Origin of the sequence: Lysinibacillus sp. Ag94 (assembly GCF_023242215.1) — a bacterium.
In the GTDB taxonomy this organism is placed as follows: Bacteria; Bacillota; Bacilli; order Bacillales_A; family Planococcaceae; genus Lysinibacillus.
In genome coordinates, this window is the sequence record NZ_CP096780.1 from 3,353,093 (window position 1) to 3,367,987 (window position 14,895).

The following is a 14,895-nucleotide window of genomic DNA, read 5'->3' on the forward strand; positions in this document are numbered from 1 at the left end:
TGCAGGCACAATACATTCCTTTGAAAATCCGTGACATCCACCATAGGCTTTAGACCAACGTGATGTTGGTTACTCAGTCGGTGTTCTGTCGCTGTCGCACAAATAACTTGCCACAAGACGTGACGTTCTTAGACTGAGTTTCTTTATTTCAGTAGGTTTTGGTTTGCCCACGGCAAAGAAATCTCTACCGTATTCATCTCATTTTAAGATGCGGACATTTCTACTGAATGAAGATACATATTAGTTATTTACAATACGTCCGATTGCCTGACGATCAAATTTTACGCGCACATTGTCTGCGATTTTTAATGTTATAGTTGTGTCCTCAATTGAGTCAATCTCACCATGTAAGCCACCGATTGTAATAACTTTATCTCCACGTTGCAAATTACTCTGCATATTTTGTGTTTCCTGCTGTCTCTTTTTAGCAGGGCGGATTAAAATAAACCACATTGCAACGAACATGATTAAAATCATGATTAAGCCAGAATATTGTTCCATGATTCTTGCCCCCTTTCCAATTCTTATTTAGTATAGACTATTCCACCATAAAAAAGCGACGGACAAGCCCAAAATTTTTCTACATTACTAATATTTTTTCTAAGATAGACATTTTTTTGCTAGAATTATTCACATTTCACACAAATTTACATGTCTTTTTACTAATATTAGAAGTTCTTCGCGTTTGGTCCATTAAAGCCGTATTTCTCGAAAAATTCTTCTCGGAAATCACCCAGACGGTCCTCACGTATTGCCTCACGTACTTGTTCCATTAGCTTCAACAGGAAGTGTAAGTTATGATAAGTCGTTAAACGGATACCAAACGTTTCTTCTGTACGGATTAGATGACGAATATATGCGCGTGAATAGTTTTTACATGTATAGCAATCGCAGTTAGGATCGATTGGTCCGAAATCACGTGCATATTTTGCATTTTTAACAACTAAACGACCTTCAGATGTCATTAATGTGCCATTACGGGCAATACGTGTTGGTAATACACAGTCAAACATATCAATACCACGAATAGCACCATCGATTAATGAGTCAGGTGATCCGACACCCATTAAATAACGTGGTTTATTCGTTGGCATTAATGGTGTTGTAAACTCTAATACTCGGTTCATAACATCCTTAGGCTCACCAACAGATAGCCCCCCAATTGCATAACCTGGGAAATCTAGCTCTACTAATGCTTCCGCAGAACGACGACGTAACTCCTCGAATTCTCCCCCTTGAATAATTCCGAATAGCCCTTGGTCTTCTGGACGTTTATGTGCCTCTTTACAACGTTTAGCCCAACGAGTTGTACGGTCTACTGATTGCAGCATATAGTCATATGTCGCAGGGTAAGGCGGACATTCATCAAAAGCCATCATAATATCTGAGCCTAAATCATTTTGAATTTCCATCGCCTTTTCTGGGCTTAAAAACAATTTGTCCCCATTCAAATGATTGCGGAAATGAACTCCTTCTTCTTCGATTTTACGGAATTGACTAAGTGAGAACACTTGGAAACCACCTGAATCTGTTAAAATCGGGCGATCCCAGTTCATAAATTTATGCAAGCCACCCGCTTCTTTAACAATATCATTACCTGGTCGTAGCCATAAATGATACGTATTTGACAGAATAATACCTGCATTCATGTCCTTTAATTCCTCAGGTGACATTGTTTTAACAGTTGCTTGTGTACCAACAGGCATAAAAGCTGGCGTTTCAAAAGAGCCATGTGGTGTATGCACGATGCCAAGGCGTGCTCCTGTTTGCTTACAAGTATGAAGTAGCTCATAACGAATTGCTGGTTGTGTCATATTATAAAAATTCCTCTCTTATCTAAAGTAAAAACAGTACTCCGATTTTTTCTTTATTCTCCCTTTGGACGAATAAACATAGCATCACCAAAGCTAAAGAAACGATACTTTTCTTCTACAGCTTGATGATATGCACTTAAAATGGTTTCTCTTGTTGCAAGCGTACTAACAAGCATTACAAGGGTAGACTTTGGTAAATGGAAGTTTGTGATGAGACCATCTACAATAGTAAATTCATATCCCGGATAAATGAAAATAGACGTCCAACCTTGTTCTGCTCGCACTTCGCCTTTATATTTAGAGCCGATAGTTTCTAGTGTACGCGTAGAGGTAGTACCAACAGCAATCACTTTTCCACCATTACTTTTTACTCGATTTATGATAGATGCGGTTTCTTCCGTTACACTATAAAATTCAGCATGCATTTCGTGATTTTCAATTGAATCTACGCTTACAGGACGGAAAGTTCCAAGTCCCACATGTAAAGTGATAAATACAACTTCGACCCCTTTTGCTTTTACTTGCTCTAATAATTCTTCTGTAAAATGCAAGCCTGCAGTTGGTGCTGCAGCTGAGCCACGCTCTTTTGCATAAACGGTTTGGTAACGATCCTTGTCCTCTAATTTTTCACGAATATATGGAGGTAGTGGCATCTCACCAAGTTGCTCTAAAATCTCATAAAAAATCCCATTATATTTAAACTCAAATGTACGCCCACCATGCTCAAGCTCTCCTGTACAAGTAGCTGTCAGTAAGCCATCTCCAAATGTTACAACTGTGCCGACTTTTACACGTTTGGCTGGTTTAACAAGTGTTTCCCATTCATCCGTACCTGCCATTTGCTTTAATAGCAGTACTTCTATATGAGCACCCGTTTCCTCTTTAACACCCATTAAACGCGCTGGTAAGACCCTTGTATCATTTAACACAAGGCAGTCTCCTGCTTGTAGTTCATCTAAAATATGAGCAAAATGATGATGCTCTACATTTTTCGAGCCTGGCGTCACTACCATTAAACGACTAGCTGTACGGTCCAAAAGTGGTGTTTGTGCAATAAGCTCTTCTGGCAATTCAAAATCAAAATCTTCTACACGCATGAAAATACTTCCTTCTTCTAGGTTTGTTGGGGATATTCATATCCAAAATGTTCGTAGGCTGAATGTGTTGCCACACGTCCACGTGGCGTACGCTGTATAAAGCCAATTTGCATCAAATATGGCTCATACACATCTTCTATCGTTACTCGTTCCTCGCCTATAGATGCTGCCAGCGTATCTAAGCCTACAGGGCCACCACGGAAGCGCTCAATCATATTGGTCACAAGTTTATGATCAATATGGTCAAGCCCTCTAGGATCGACTTGTAATAGCTCGAGCGCTTGCTTAGCAAGTCCCTCCGTTATCATACCATCTCCGAGCACCTGTGCATAATCTCGCACTCGTTTTAGCAAACGGTTAGCAATACGGGGTGTACCACGTGAGCGTGTCGCCATTTCAAGTGCTGCTACTTGCTCAATCTCAACATCAAATAAATGCGCACTACGTACAACAATTTCTGCAAGTGACGTATTATCATAATACTCTAACCTCAACAACACGCCAAAGCGATCTCTTAAAGGTGCTGATAATGCGCCAGCTCTTGTTGTTGCACCGACGAGTGTAAATGGTGGTAAATCAAGTCGAACAGAACGCGCTTCGGGGCCTTTACCAACGACAATATCTAAACAAAAATCCTCCATCGCAGGATAAAGCACCTCTTCTATAGCACGAGGCAGGCGATGAATTTCATCGATAAATAGCACGTCCCCTGGTTCCAGTGAGCTTAAAATAGCTGCTAAATCTCCAGGACGTTCGATCGCAGGGCCGCTAGTCATGCGCACATTGACATTCATTTCATTAGCAATAACAGCAGCTAATGTAGTTTTACCAAGTCCAGGCGGTCCATATAGCAGCACATGATCTAAACTTTCCTGACGAAGCTTTGCTGCTTCAATGAAAATTTGTAAATTCTCCTTGACCTTATGTTGACCAATATATTGTGCTAATCTTTGTGGCCGTAAAGATAATTCAAACTGTTCATCATAGCTACCTGCCTCACTAGCAATCATACGTTCAGGCATGTACTTCCCCCCCTTTCACTATTTTAACTTTAATAGCAATTGTAAAGCTTGTTTCATAAATGCATCTGTTGTTTCAAGCTTGTCGTTTTCTTCGAGCTGTGGACGTATTTTTTCTAATTCTTTTTCAGAATAACCAAGTGCCATTAAGGCAAGAATAGCTTCTTCAAGCTCATGTTTATATGGATTCACACCAAATAACGGTAGCTCATCTTCTGTACTTGGTAGCTCGATAGTCTCCAACAATCCGCCAAGTTTACCTTTTAAATCTAAAATCATTTGACGTGCCGTTTTCTTACCCACACCAGGAAACTTTACTAAAAATGATTCATCTTCTCGTTCAATGGCACTGATAACCTGTTGCGGGTTCCCAGTAGCTAAAATAGCAAGTGCACCCTTCGGTCCAATTCCTGACACTAAAATAAGTTTACGAAACAGTTCTCGCTGATCTAAATTTGGAAAGCCATATAACACTTGTGCATCCTCACGTACATGCAAGTGAACAAAAATTTGTTGTTCAAGAGCCGATGTCCGGAACGCAAATGGATTTGGTGTATTTAGCTGCCAGCCAATCCCTTGTTGCTCAAGGACGATATACTCAGGAGTTATACGCTTTACTTGTCCTTTTAAATAATCATACATTCTATATTCCCTCACAATCATCGTCTTCGATTATAGCATATTACGAACGAATGCTCGACTATAAGAAATAACACAAGTAGTCGTTCACATAACAAAAATGACCGCCAAAAGACGGTCATTTCTTTATCATTTTATCAATATCGTACCACAGTTTTGGCCAATATGTGAGAGCCCGTTTTGTAAATGGCACTAAATAATCTAAAAATAACAGTTGTTGATTTAATGGTAAATCCACTGCAAAAAGCCATTCACGTAATAGCTCATTTGGATATTTTAAACGATGTAGCTTTTTTTTATCTAATCGTTTCAACTCTGGTAGCTCAGCAAATATTTTACCAAGGTCATAATCTACGGCAGGCAATACACGATGTAACCATAAAATATATTCATCATCTGCTTCCCCAAGGTGAGCCAAATCAAAATCAATTAAACGTAATTCCCCATCTGAGCACCATAAAAAATTATGATGGACGACATCTCCATGTAAAAGCGTTATTTCTTTTTCGGGTACATCTTCCTGAGCGATTAGCTGTAACGATTTCTCACTATAATGTAAAATTTGATTGATTTCTTCTTTTGTTAAAAATGCACGAAATTCATTCCGTCTGCTTTTAAAACGCATATGACGCATTTGCCATTTTAAAAGCTGTGAATAGGTGTGCAAACCTGGCACTCGCTGCCAAGCAATTTTTTTATGTGTATCATGTAATGTATTTAAGAGTTTTAGTGATTCCTTCCGATCCTTTAGATGTGCAAAATTAGCACTATGACTTCCTTCTTGCCAATCTTGCACGATTAAATACTCATCTTCACTTTTCATTAAAGGTAAGATTAGCGAGGGCTCCAAATGTCCAAGTCGTCGATGTATAACCCTTACCTTTTCCGCTATTTCTATCTGCTTTGCTCGTTTCACAAAATAATTTTTAGATTGATATTTATACTTCCAAATATTAGGCTTTACTTCTTCAATGATATACGCTTTTTCACCATCGATAAGGCGTCATCCCGCCTGGAGAAAAATGCGGTGACATCCATGGTCCTACCGAAGAATGTGGCATATGGCAATGTGATGGACATGGCATTGGGCATGGTGGTGGACATGGCGGTGGACAGTAACATTGGTCCATTTGCCACGTCGGCATCATGGCTGGTTGAGCATGACAACCACATGGCTGTTCCATTTCCGGCATTTGCTGATATTCAGGGCTCATAGGGAAGAATGGAGATGTACTAGATTCTAAGAAATCTCCCGCCCCAGCAACTTTTTCGCATCCCGTTTCACATGATGGTTGCTCTGGCATTGTATACGCCTCAACTTGCGGTTCCATTGGGATTGGCATCGGCATTGGCATCGGCCAATACATATGATGATGCACTGGCTGATGGCAGCTTGCACAATGTGGTACTGCAGGCATTTGCGGCATGATAAAAATCGGTTGCGGCATTGGTGCTGGTGGTGGTGCCTCCGGTTGGGCTACGGGCTGTGGTTGTATTTGAATTGGAGAAACATTTTGCTCTACACTTGGCATGACAACGTTTTGATTCCAGCTAAGCTCAACAGGCGCTGGCTGAGGCATCGGCATTGGCATTGGATAAGGAATTGGAATCATCTGTGGTTCTGGCATTGGTGGCGGTGGTACAATAATTGGTGGTGGCGTTGGTCTTTGCACCTCTTTTTCTTTAACATGCCTTGTAGGTGACTCCTTGTGCATATGCTCTTTGTGCATGTGCTCCTTATGCCCCTCCCTATGGGATTCTCTCTGGCCTTCCCTATGTCCCCCCTCTCTATGTCCTTCTCTATGTCCTTCCCTATGCATTCCCCAATCCGTTTCTCGATGATGTTCTCTATGTGGTTCTTTGTGTATTTTTTCAGGTAGGATAATTTCCATGCCCGGTACAATATAATCTGGATTAGCAAGATGGGCATTCAGCCGCTTTAAATCTTCAAACGAAACTCCGTACTCTTTCGCAATCTTCCACAACGTGTCTCCCTTTTGGACAATATGAATACGCAATTTTTTCCTCCCTTCCTCTCTTCGTATCATATGTTCAATGTTTCATTTGGATACAAAAATTTCACGCAGTTGGAAATGCTTCATGGTACACTAGTTTTAAGGAAAACTGCTTCCTTTATTACAAGCAGAGGTGATCTCTTATGAAAAAAATGTTAGGCGAAGAACGCCGACTGCAACTCCTAGCACAACTAAAAAAAAGCGCAGCACCTATAACAGGGACGGACCTAGCTAAATTCGCTAATGTTTCTAGACAAGTCATTGTCAATGATATGACATTATTAAAGGCTAGAAATGAACCTATTATTGCAACTAGCCAAGGATATCTTTATATGCATCAGGAACAATTACAGCAAACTGTTGAACGTACAATTCCTTGCTTCCACACTGCCGAGGATGCAGAAGATGAACTTATTACAATAGTTGATTGCGGTGGTACAGTAAAAAACGTTATTGTTGAACACCCAATTTATGGGGAAATTACCGCATCCATTATGGTTTCTAACCGTCATGAGGTAAAACAATTTATTCAACGCGTCAATGAAACACAGGCAAGCTATTTATCCGAGCTTACAGGTGGTACACATCTTCATGTTATTTCTGCTCCTTCTGTTGACATTTTAGATTTAATTGAACTTACTTTACAAAAAAAGGGTTACTTAGTTGTAGATCAATAATTTAACAAACTTTCCTTAGCTGCTAGCTTTCACAAAGACTAGCAGCTTATTGCATTAAATGATTTACTTGAGCTCTCCTTTACAGATTTCAACAAAAAGAGCTATCCACTTTACTTGGATAGCTTAAAAGTTAGAGAAATCTTTTTCGTTGTGAAGATGTCGGCATTAAACATGCTTCTTTTCGTCCAAAAAGACGATATCTATTTTTAGCAAATAATCGATACATTTTATTTCGTATAGATGGAGGAATTATGATGAAAATACAAAAAACAGGCCAAAAACTATCTAATCTCCTACAGATTTTAAGTGCTGCTGTGGATTCAAAATATACCTTTCCCTGTTCGATTAATAGGACACTATCAATATTTTCTGGTACTTTATATTGTGCAAGTAATGCCTGCCCAGCTTCACTTTGGATGGACGCAAATTGAAAATACTCTGCTTGATCATATTTGATAATAAATTGCACACTACTATCACAAAAATTGCAAACTCCGTCAAACAAAATAATGCCCCCCACAATGATCCCTCCTAGCCACTGTTATTACTCGTCCGATGTTAGATAAGTAAAGTATGTACCAAGTGACTTCACCTTGCAACCAAGTGCAGCTAGTTCTTCCATAGCACCACGCATCATAGGCTCCTTCTCATCTGCTAATACATCAATCATAAAGAAATAATCACCTAAGCCTGTTTTTAATGGTCGTGATTCGATTTTACTTAAATTTAATTGTCGCCATGCAAATACTGATAATACTTGATGCAATGCCCCTGAACGGTCCGTTGGCAATGTAATCATGAAGGTTGTCTTCGCCTGTCCATCAGATAATTCTTGCGGCAATCGTCTATTTTGTTTTGATAACACGAAGAAGCGTGTATGGTTAAAATGGAAATCATGAATATCAGGTTGAACGATTTCTAAGCCATATTTAACTGCTGCCGCAGCATTTCCAACTGCCGCAATGCACTCGTTTGGATTTTCAGATACAAATTTTGCAGCTGCTGCTGTAGATGTCGTTTGATGTAACGGAACATGGCTGAAACGATAAAATAAGTATTTATGACATTGGGCTAGAGCATGTGGATGTGAATAAACACCTGTAATCGATTCCCAATTGTCCTTTTGCGCTTTATTGACCATTAAATGCTGCTGTATTTTCAATAGAAGCTCACCTGTAACATATAGGGTCGCCTCATGGAATAAATAATCAAGCGTTAGCGATACAGATCCTTCTAAAGCATTTTCTAGTGGTACAACCGCTAAATCTACTTTCCCCTCAGCTACTGCCTCAATACATTCTGGAATTGTAGAACAAGGGACAAGCCACTCATTCGGAAAAGTTGCCTTTGTTGCTAAGTATGTAAATGATGCTTCTGGTCCTAAATAGCCAATCCGTTTTTCCCATTGTTGTTCTGTCATTACATTTACCTCCTTCACTACAACTTGTAGCTTTATGATTTTATATTAAAGTGGCCCATCACCATGACGTGGCGTTCGATGAGCCGCTTTGCTCGCTCCAGAATGTCATCTGTCACGCTGATCCCCAAGGAGTCGCATAGTCGGAACGAACAACGTTCTAACAAATAGTATCCTCAGCTTTTTGATAATGAGCTTCTTAAATTTAACTAATGATTCGGAATTTTACATCTATAAAAACCTTTTATATTTTTCCATCAAATGTTAGATGGAGACAGAATATGAGGCTTTCCTATATACTAAGCAATTGCCTTTTGTATGATAGATTTTGTGATAGTGTTTTATCTTTTGTAATAGAATAAGGAGCTGTCCCATGAAGCGATTCACTACACCACATGGGACTGCCCCTTTTGAGTTTACTTACATTCTGTCAAAAATTCAAGCTTGCTTTTAGTTACAATGCACCAGAACTAATTACTTCCGCTGACTCTACAAAATCTAAACGTTTGAGTTGCTGTATTAAATCATCAAGCTCACATGTCATACTAGTTACATCTAATGACAATGTAACATTAGCACGTCCTTGGATCGGTATTGTTTGATGAATAGTCAGTACATTACAATGCGTAATTGTCACCGTTTCTAAAAGCTTTGCAAGTGTTCCTTTACGGTCCTGAAGCTGTAAAAAGACTGTTAAAATGCGTTCCTGCACAATTGAGTGAAAAGGAAATACAGCATCACGATATTTGTAAAACGCACTACGCGATAAATCCACCTGCTTTACCGCATCCCAAATGGAAGATACCGAACCACTTGAAAGTAAGTGTTTCGCCTCCAAAGTTTTTTGCATAGCATCCGTTAAAACATCTTCACGAACTAAATAATATCGCTGATTCGCAACATTCTTCATACGCGCTTCCCCCTAAAACTCTTGTCTTAATCGACAAATTCAAATTCAAACTCTTGCAGACGAACTATGTCGCCATCTTGCGCTCCGCGTTCGCGTAAGGCTTCATCCACACCCATTGCACGCAATTGACGAGCAAAACGTCGAATACCATCTTCACGGCTAAAGTCAGTCATTTTAAATAGGCGTTCAATTGCATAACCACTGATGATAAATGTACCATCATCATCACGAGTAATTTCGAAATCTTCACCTTTTGCTTCGTGTTTATACATTACCGTTGCTTCAGATTGCTCTTCTAAATCATCATATAGAGGGAATTCAGGCGTTACTTCAAGTAAATCTGCAATAGCAAATAGTAACTCTTTTAAACCTTGACGTGATACTGCTGAAATTGGGAAAATTTGAACGTCTTCTCCTACTTTTTTGCGGAATTCCTCTAAGTTTTCTTCTGCTTCTGGCATATCCATTTTGTTGGCAACGATAATTTGAGGACGCTCTGTTAAACGAAGATTATATTGCTTTAGCTCTTCGTTTATCGTTAAATAATCCTCGTATGGATCTCGGCCTTCCATTCCTGACATATCAATAACATGGACAATAACACGTGTACGTTCAATATGTCGTAAAAATTGATGACCTAGTCCTACCCCTTGGTGTGCTCCTTCAATAAGACCAGGTAAATCTGCCATCGCAAAGCTTCGATGATCATCTGTTTCAATCATCCCTAAATTAGGGACAATGGTTGTAAAATGATAGGCACCAATTTTCGGCTTCGCAGCAGAAACAACAGATAAAAGCGTTGATTTCCCAACACTTGGGAAACCTACTAGTCCTACATCTGCTAAAACTTTTAACTCTAATATAACATTTAATTCTTGTCCTGGCTCACCTTTTTCAGAAAGTTCTGGCGCTGGGTTTGCCGGTGTTGCGAAGCGTGAATTTCCACGTCCGCCTCGGCCAGCTTTTGCGATAATCGCTTGTTGACCATGTTCAACTAAATCGGCAATAACCGCGCCTGTTTCTTCGTTCATTACGACTGTGCCCGGCGGTACTTTAACGATTAAATCGTCTGCACGTTTACCATGCATTCCTTTACTCATACCATGCTCACCACGGTCTGCCTTAAAATGGCGTTTATAGCGGAAATCCATCAAAGTTCGTAAGCCCTCTTCAACTTCAAATACTACGTTACCACCATGTCCGCCGTCACCACCAGCTGGACCACCATTCGGTACATATTTTTCTCGGCGGAAGGCAACCATTCCGTCCCCGCCGTCGCCACCTTTTACATAAATCTTAACGTGATCGACAAACATTTAGTTCACTCCCTATTTGCTTTCAAGACATATTGCCAGCACGAATTCGTCTGTTCAATTGTTTGAATGTCTAATTGTTTCAAACCTTTTTCGGTAAATGCATCAGCACTCCAAAGCCCATTTAGCGTGAATGTCACGGCAAATGTATGTTCGTCAACACGTACATCGAGCGCTAAACTCTGCTCTGTAAATGGATCTAATGTATCATAAACATGCATAACTGTTTTGTTTAAGTAATCTACAACTTCCGAATCAATAGTATTTGTAACAGGCTTTTTTATGTCCCCGCTTAACTTCATTTGTAATGAAGGATAGCGCCAGCCTCCTGTTTGCAGCCATTCTATTGTTCGTGGTAATTGTAGACGATTAAGGATAGAAAGTACTTGTAATTGCTCTGAATACTCTTGAATAAGTTTTTTCGATTCATCAATTCTACCTAAATCTAAATTCATGCGAATAAGCTGAAGCTGATTCACATAATCATGATTTGCAAAACGTAATACTTCACTAATGGTTAGTGATTGATTGTTCATCCCATTCACTCCAATAAAGTTATCTTTACTAGTATAACAAGTTTTGCTGTATTTTTCCCTTAATTCTTCATTCAATTATTCCGAGGTATAATTACATCCGGAATCGGCTTTGTGCTTTGGTCTGAAGATGTGTGTTATGCGAAAGCGTGTTGCTAACGTAGCATCAGCAGCACGATAGTAATCACTCAGTCGTGTGTTGCTGTCGCTACAGAAATAATTGCTGAAAGAAGTTGTATTTTAGCCAAAAAAAGGACTGCAATAAATGCAGTCCTCCGCTTTATGTTATCTTTTTAAAAGATTAAGCTTCTTGTGATGCTGGGTATACAGATACTTGTTTGCGATCGCGACCTAAGCGTTCGAATTTAACAACGCCGTCAACTTTAGCAAATAGTGTATCGTCACCACCACGACCTACGTTTGTACCTGGGTAAATTTTTGTACCGCGTTGACGGTAAAGAATTGAACCACCAGTTACGAATTGGCCATCAGCACGTTTAGCACCAAGGCGTTTTGACTCAGAGTCACGTCCGTTTTTAGTAGAACCTACACCTTTTTTCGATGCGAAAAATTGTAAGTCTAAAGTTAATAATAATTTCATTCCGTTCCACCTCCTACTTGGTTGTAGTTGATTTGGATGTATTGTCCGTAATTTTGCACCATCGAATACACTTGGGCAGTCATTACTTGGACAATTAACTGTAGTTTTGCATCAATCTCAGGCTCTATTTCTGACGGTAAGTTTACCTTAAGATAACCTCCACCTTCAGCAGCTTGTTCGATTTCTGGCTGTAATTGTAATAGTGCATAAATAGCATTTACTGTACCAATGGCAATTGTAGATGCTCCAGCACATACTAAATCCTTACCAGATTCATCGTATTCTGCATGTCCTGAAAATTCAAATGCTGACACATGTCTATTTTCATCGTGATGAATCGTAACTTGTATCATTCGCTACACCTCACAATTAAGCGTTGATAGCTTCAACAACTAATTTTGTGTAAGGTTGACGGTGACCTTGTTTACGACGGTAGTTCTTTTTAGCTTTCAATTTGAAAACAACGATTTTTTTCGCACGGCCTTCTTTAACAACTTTAGCTGTTACAGTAGCGCCTTCTACGAATGGAGCTCCAACTTTAACGTTTTCGCCACCAACGAATAAAACTTTATCGAAAGTTACAACCTCGTCAGCTTCTACACCTAATTTTTCAACATAGATTTCTTGACCAGCTTCTACTTTGATTTGTTTACCACCAGTTTCAATAATTGCGTACATTTTACTGCACCTCCTCTTAGACTCAGACTCGCCTGTTTATAAAGGTGATCTTACGATACTTAAACCTTTCCAGTGCGGTTGCAGTAGCACAGGTGCTACAAACAATAACATTAAAATATTACCACAAGATTTTTCTTAAGTCAATCTATTCATTACATATTTCTCAAATGCTAAACGATATTTTCGATAATTCCATTCCTTAAACACTTGAAGCCATATAAATAAACATAAAATTGCTAAAAAAATAGATTGTGGAAGGTAACATAAAGATACCATGAATAGTATAAAGGCAATTAGAAGAGAAAACCAGTAGTAATATTCAAACGCACGAACACTTGGATTAAATAAAAATAAGCACGCTAAAAATACTCTACCACCGTCTAACGGAATAATCGGTAAAACATTGATTGCTAATAGCACCAGTTGCACATTAATAAGTTTAGTAGCAAGCAGTTCTGGCATAAAAAAAGCGAGGCCAATCCCTAATATTGTAGCGATTGGTCCCCCTAAGGCAATCCAAAGGAGTGACGTTGCAGGCACAACCGCTGGATTTTCAAATTCTATTTCCCCTCCGTAAGGTGCAATAACGCATGATTTTACTTTTACGCCACAAAGCATTGCCATGAACAAATGACCAGCCTCATGCCATAATAACGAAGATAAAATAATGGCGTAATAAGCGATTTGGCCAGTAAAAATCATTAAAAATACGAGAGGGATGCATAGAAGATGTAGTTTAATTTTCATTGGACGCCGCTGTTTCAAGCCACTGTACAATCTGCTCTAAGCTATATTGTGTCTTATCTTTTTCAATCGAAATATAGAGTTGTCCCGCCTCTTTCATGCCGATTAAATCGTTTGCCTGCACCGTTGTATATGGAAGTTGTGCTAAACTATCCAGCATACCATAGGATACTGTTGTACCATCATCATAGCTTATTGTCATTGTCTTACCGGTATATTTTGTATGGCCAGTATAAACGACAAGTCCATTCTTCCCAGCATAAACCGGTAGGCCCATGTCATATTGCAATAAAAAACCTTCCTTAAAAACTTGCGCATTGGCAAATGATAATAGTTCAGTTTGCCCAACATCACTCGAAACTAAAATTGTTGTATCCTCTTTATTTAGCCAGCTTTGTCCGAGCTCACTTAAGTAGGTTAAATCTGCTGATGTTGTAACAAGTTTTCTCACAGGTGTTTCCAATACACCTTGATCCTCTAACCGTATTACAAGCATTATTGCGGCCACAAGCAGGATTGTGACCAACCATCTCCATTTTTTAAACAAGCCCTCATCCTTTTTTCACACTATATGAGATTGCATGTCCATTCATGCACAAGAAAAAAACCTTCTCGTACAAATGCACGAAAAGGTTGATGATTATTTAGAAAATAACGCTTTTAATTTTGAAAATACACCTCTATTTTCATCTTCAATGGCCATAAGTGGCACAGATTCGCCAAGAATTCGACGGGCAATATTACGATAGCCTAGAGATGCTTTATTAGTAGGATCCATTACTACTGGTTCACCTTTATTGGAAGATGAAATAACCCCTTCATTATCTACGATGATCCCTAATAAATCGATTGACAAATGTGTTGTAATTTCGTTAACATCCAACGTATCACCGCTTTTCATCATATGCTGGCGAATGCGGTTAATAATTAGTTTAGGTGCAGTAATTTCTTCCTGTTCGAGCAAGCCAATAATTCGATCTGCATCACGAACGGCAGAGATTTCTGGTGTTGTTACAACTATTGCATGATCTGCACCAGCAACAGCATTGCGATAGCCTTGTTCAATGCCCGCTGGACAGTCAATTAAAACATAGTCATAGTCTCTTTTTAATTCTTCTACTAAGCTCTTCATCTGCTCAGGTTTAACAGCATTTTTATCTGTTGTTTGAGCAGCAGGTAATAAAAATAGTTTCTCATCTACACGTTTATCTTTAATTAATGCTTGATGAATCTTACAGCGCCCTTCAACAACGTCTACTAAATCATAAATGATCCGATTCTCAAGACCTAAAATGACGTCCAAATTACGAAGTCCAATATCGGTATCTACTAAACATACTTTCTTACCTTGTAGAGCCAATGCAGTCCCCAGGTTAGCCGTTGTCGTTGTTTTTCCGACACCGCCTTTACCTGAAGTTATGACGATCGCTTCTCCCAC

At 39.3% G+C, this 14,895-nt stretch carries 19 protein-coding genes and 1 other annotated feature; of the genes, 1 reads left to right on the forward strand and 18 read right to left on the reverse strand.

The features are described from left to right. Positions 1-240: 240 nt before the first annotated feature. The 7 genes from yajC to MY533_RS22240 all read right to left on the reverse strand — a co-directional run bounded on the left by yajC (position 241) and on the right by MY533_RS22240 (position 6,587). The gene (gene yajC / locus MY533_RS15530; protein WP_248716676.1) at positions 241-501 is read right to left on the reverse strand and encodes a preprotein translocase subunit YajC; all 261 of its coding nucleotides are present in this window, start codon (positions 499-501) and stop codon (positions 241-243) included. Between the two features lie 167 nt (positions 502-668). Beyond that, positions 669-1,814 carry a tRNA guanosine(34) transglycosylase Tgt gene (tgt, locus tag MY533_RS15535; protein ID WP_132356976.1) on the reverse strand — a complete coding sequence of 382 codons (1,146 nt, stop codon included), beginning with the start codon at positions 1,812-1,814 and terminating at the stop codon, positions 669-671. A 53-nt stretch (positions 1,815-1,867) separates the two neighbouring features. Continuing rightward, complete coding sequence (queA, locus tag MY533_RS15540) at positions 1,868-2,911, reverse strand: tRNA preQ1(34) S-adenosylmethionine ribosyltransferase-isomerase QueA (protein ID WP_248716677.1); 1,044 nt, start codon at positions 2,909-2,911, stop codon at positions 1,868-1,870. 17 nt (positions 2,912-2,928) lie between these two features. Beyond that, a complete protein-coding gene (ruvB, locus tag MY533_RS15545) occupies positions 2,929-3,933 on the reverse strand; it encodes a Holliday junction branch migration DNA helicase RuvB (RefSeq protein WP_132356978.1) in 1,005 nt (334 codons plus the stop codon). A gap of 18 nt (positions 3,934-3,951) precedes the next feature. Further along, a complete protein-coding gene (ruvA, locus tag MY533_RS15550; RefSeq protein WP_053596159.1) occupies positions 3,952-4,572 on the reverse strand; it encodes a Holliday junction branch migration protein RuvA in 621 nt (206 codons plus the stop codon). 115 nt (positions 4,573-4,687) lie between these two features. After that, positions 4,688-5,485: a phosphotransferase gene (locus MY533_RS15555; protein ID WP_248716678.1), complete on the reverse strand. Its 798-nt coding sequence runs from the start codon at positions 5,483-5,485 to the stop codon at positions 4,688-4,690. 70 nt (positions 5,486-5,555) lie between these two features. Further along, positions 5,556-6,587 (reverse strand): LysM peptidoglycan-binding domain-containing protein, encoded by a 1,032-nt coding sequence (locus tag MY533_RS22240; protein WP_305883953.1) that lies wholly within the window; start codon positions 6,585-6,587, stop codon positions 5,556-5,558. 140 nt (positions 6,588-6,727) lie between these two features. On the opposite strand from MY533_RS22240, the gene MY533_RS15565 reads away from it, so the two are divergent. Continuing rightward, on the forward strand, positions 6,728-7,261 hold the full coding sequence (locus tag MY533_RS15565; protein ID WP_132356981.1) for a transcription repressor NadR: 534 nt from the start codon (positions 6,728-6,730) through the stop codon (positions 7,259-7,261). A 130-nt stretch (positions 7,262-7,391) separates the two neighbouring features. Here the strand turns inward: MY533_RS15565 and MY533_RS15570 are convergent, their stop codons facing one another. The 11 genes from MY533_RS15570 to minD all read right to left on the reverse strand — a co-directional run bounded on the left by MY533_RS15570 (position 7,392) and on the right by minD (position 14,895). Continuing rightward, positions 7,392-7,781: a thiol-disulfide oxidoreductase DCC family protein gene (locus MY533_RS15570; RefSeq protein WP_248716679.1), complete on the reverse strand. Its 390-nt coding sequence runs from the start codon at positions 7,779-7,781 to the stop codon at positions 7,392-7,394. Between the two features lie 24 nt (positions 7,782-7,805). Next, positions 7,806-8,681, reverse strand: coding sequence for a prephenate dehydratase (gene pheA, locus MY533_RS15575; RefSeq protein ID WP_248716680.1), 876 nt, complete (start codon positions 8,679-8,681; stop codon positions 7,806-7,808). Between the two features lie 451 nt (positions 8,682-9,132). Further along, on the reverse strand, positions 9,133-9,588 hold the full coding sequence (locus tag MY533_RS15580) for an ACT domain-containing protein (protein WP_053484814.1): 456 nt from the start codon (positions 9,586-9,588) through the stop codon (positions 9,133-9,135). A gap of 26 nt (positions 9,589-9,614) precedes the next feature. Beyond that, a complete protein-coding gene (gene obgE / locus MY533_RS15585; RefSeq protein ID WP_132356984.1) occupies positions 9,615-10,904 on the reverse strand; it encodes a GTPase ObgE in 1,290 nt (429 codons plus the stop codon). Positions 10,905-10,909: 5 nt separating this feature from the next. Beyond that, positions 10,910-11,437 (reverse strand): Spo0B domain-containing protein, encoded by a 528-nt coding sequence (locus MY533_RS15590; RefSeq protein ID WP_248716681.1) that lies wholly within the window; start codon positions 11,435-11,437, stop codon positions 10,910-10,912. A 298-nt stretch (positions 11,438-11,735) separates the two neighbouring features. Beyond that, a complete protein-coding gene (rpmA, locus tag MY533_RS15595; RefSeq protein ID WP_132356986.1) occupies positions 11,736-12,035 on the reverse strand; it encodes a 50S ribosomal protein L27 in 300 nt (99 codons plus the stop codon). After that, positions 12,032-12,388 carry a ribosomal-processing cysteine protease Prp gene (locus tag MY533_RS15600; RefSeq protein WP_248716682.1) on the reverse strand — a complete coding sequence of 119 codons (357 nt, stop codon included), beginning with the start codon at positions 12,386-12,388 and terminating at the stop codon, positions 12,032-12,034. The genes rpmA and MY533_RS15600 overlap by 4 nt, the downstream gene beginning before the upstream one ends. 16 nt (positions 12,389-12,404) lie before the next feature. After that, positions 12,405-12,713 carry a 50S ribosomal protein L21 gene (gene rplU, locus MY533_RS15605; protein ID WP_036124117.1) on the reverse strand — a complete coding sequence of 103 codons (309 nt, stop codon included), beginning with the start codon at positions 12,711-12,713 and terminating at the stop codon, positions 12,405-12,407. Between the two features lie 14 nt (positions 12,714-12,727). Beyond that, positions 12,728-12,803 (reverse strand) — a sequence feature (ribosomal protein L21 leader region). Positions 12,804-12,848: 45 nt separating this feature from the next. Then, positions 12,849-13,460: a zinc metalloprotease gene (locus MY533_RS15610; protein ID WP_248716683.1), complete on the reverse strand. Its 612-nt coding sequence runs from the start codon at positions 13,458-13,460 to the stop codon at positions 12,849-12,851. Beyond that, entirely contained in the window at positions 13,450-14,004 is a 555-nt protein-coding gene (locus MY533_RS15615; RefSeq protein WP_248716684.1) for a M23 family metallopeptidase, read from the reverse strand. Before MY533_RS15615 ends, MY533_RS15610 begins: the two co-directional genes overlap by 11 nt. Positions 14,005-14,097: 93 nt before the next feature. Continuing rightward, a complete protein-coding gene (gene minD / locus MY533_RS15620; RefSeq protein WP_132356990.1) occupies positions 14,098-14,895 on the reverse strand; it encodes a septum site-determining protein MinD in 798 nt (265 codons plus the stop codon).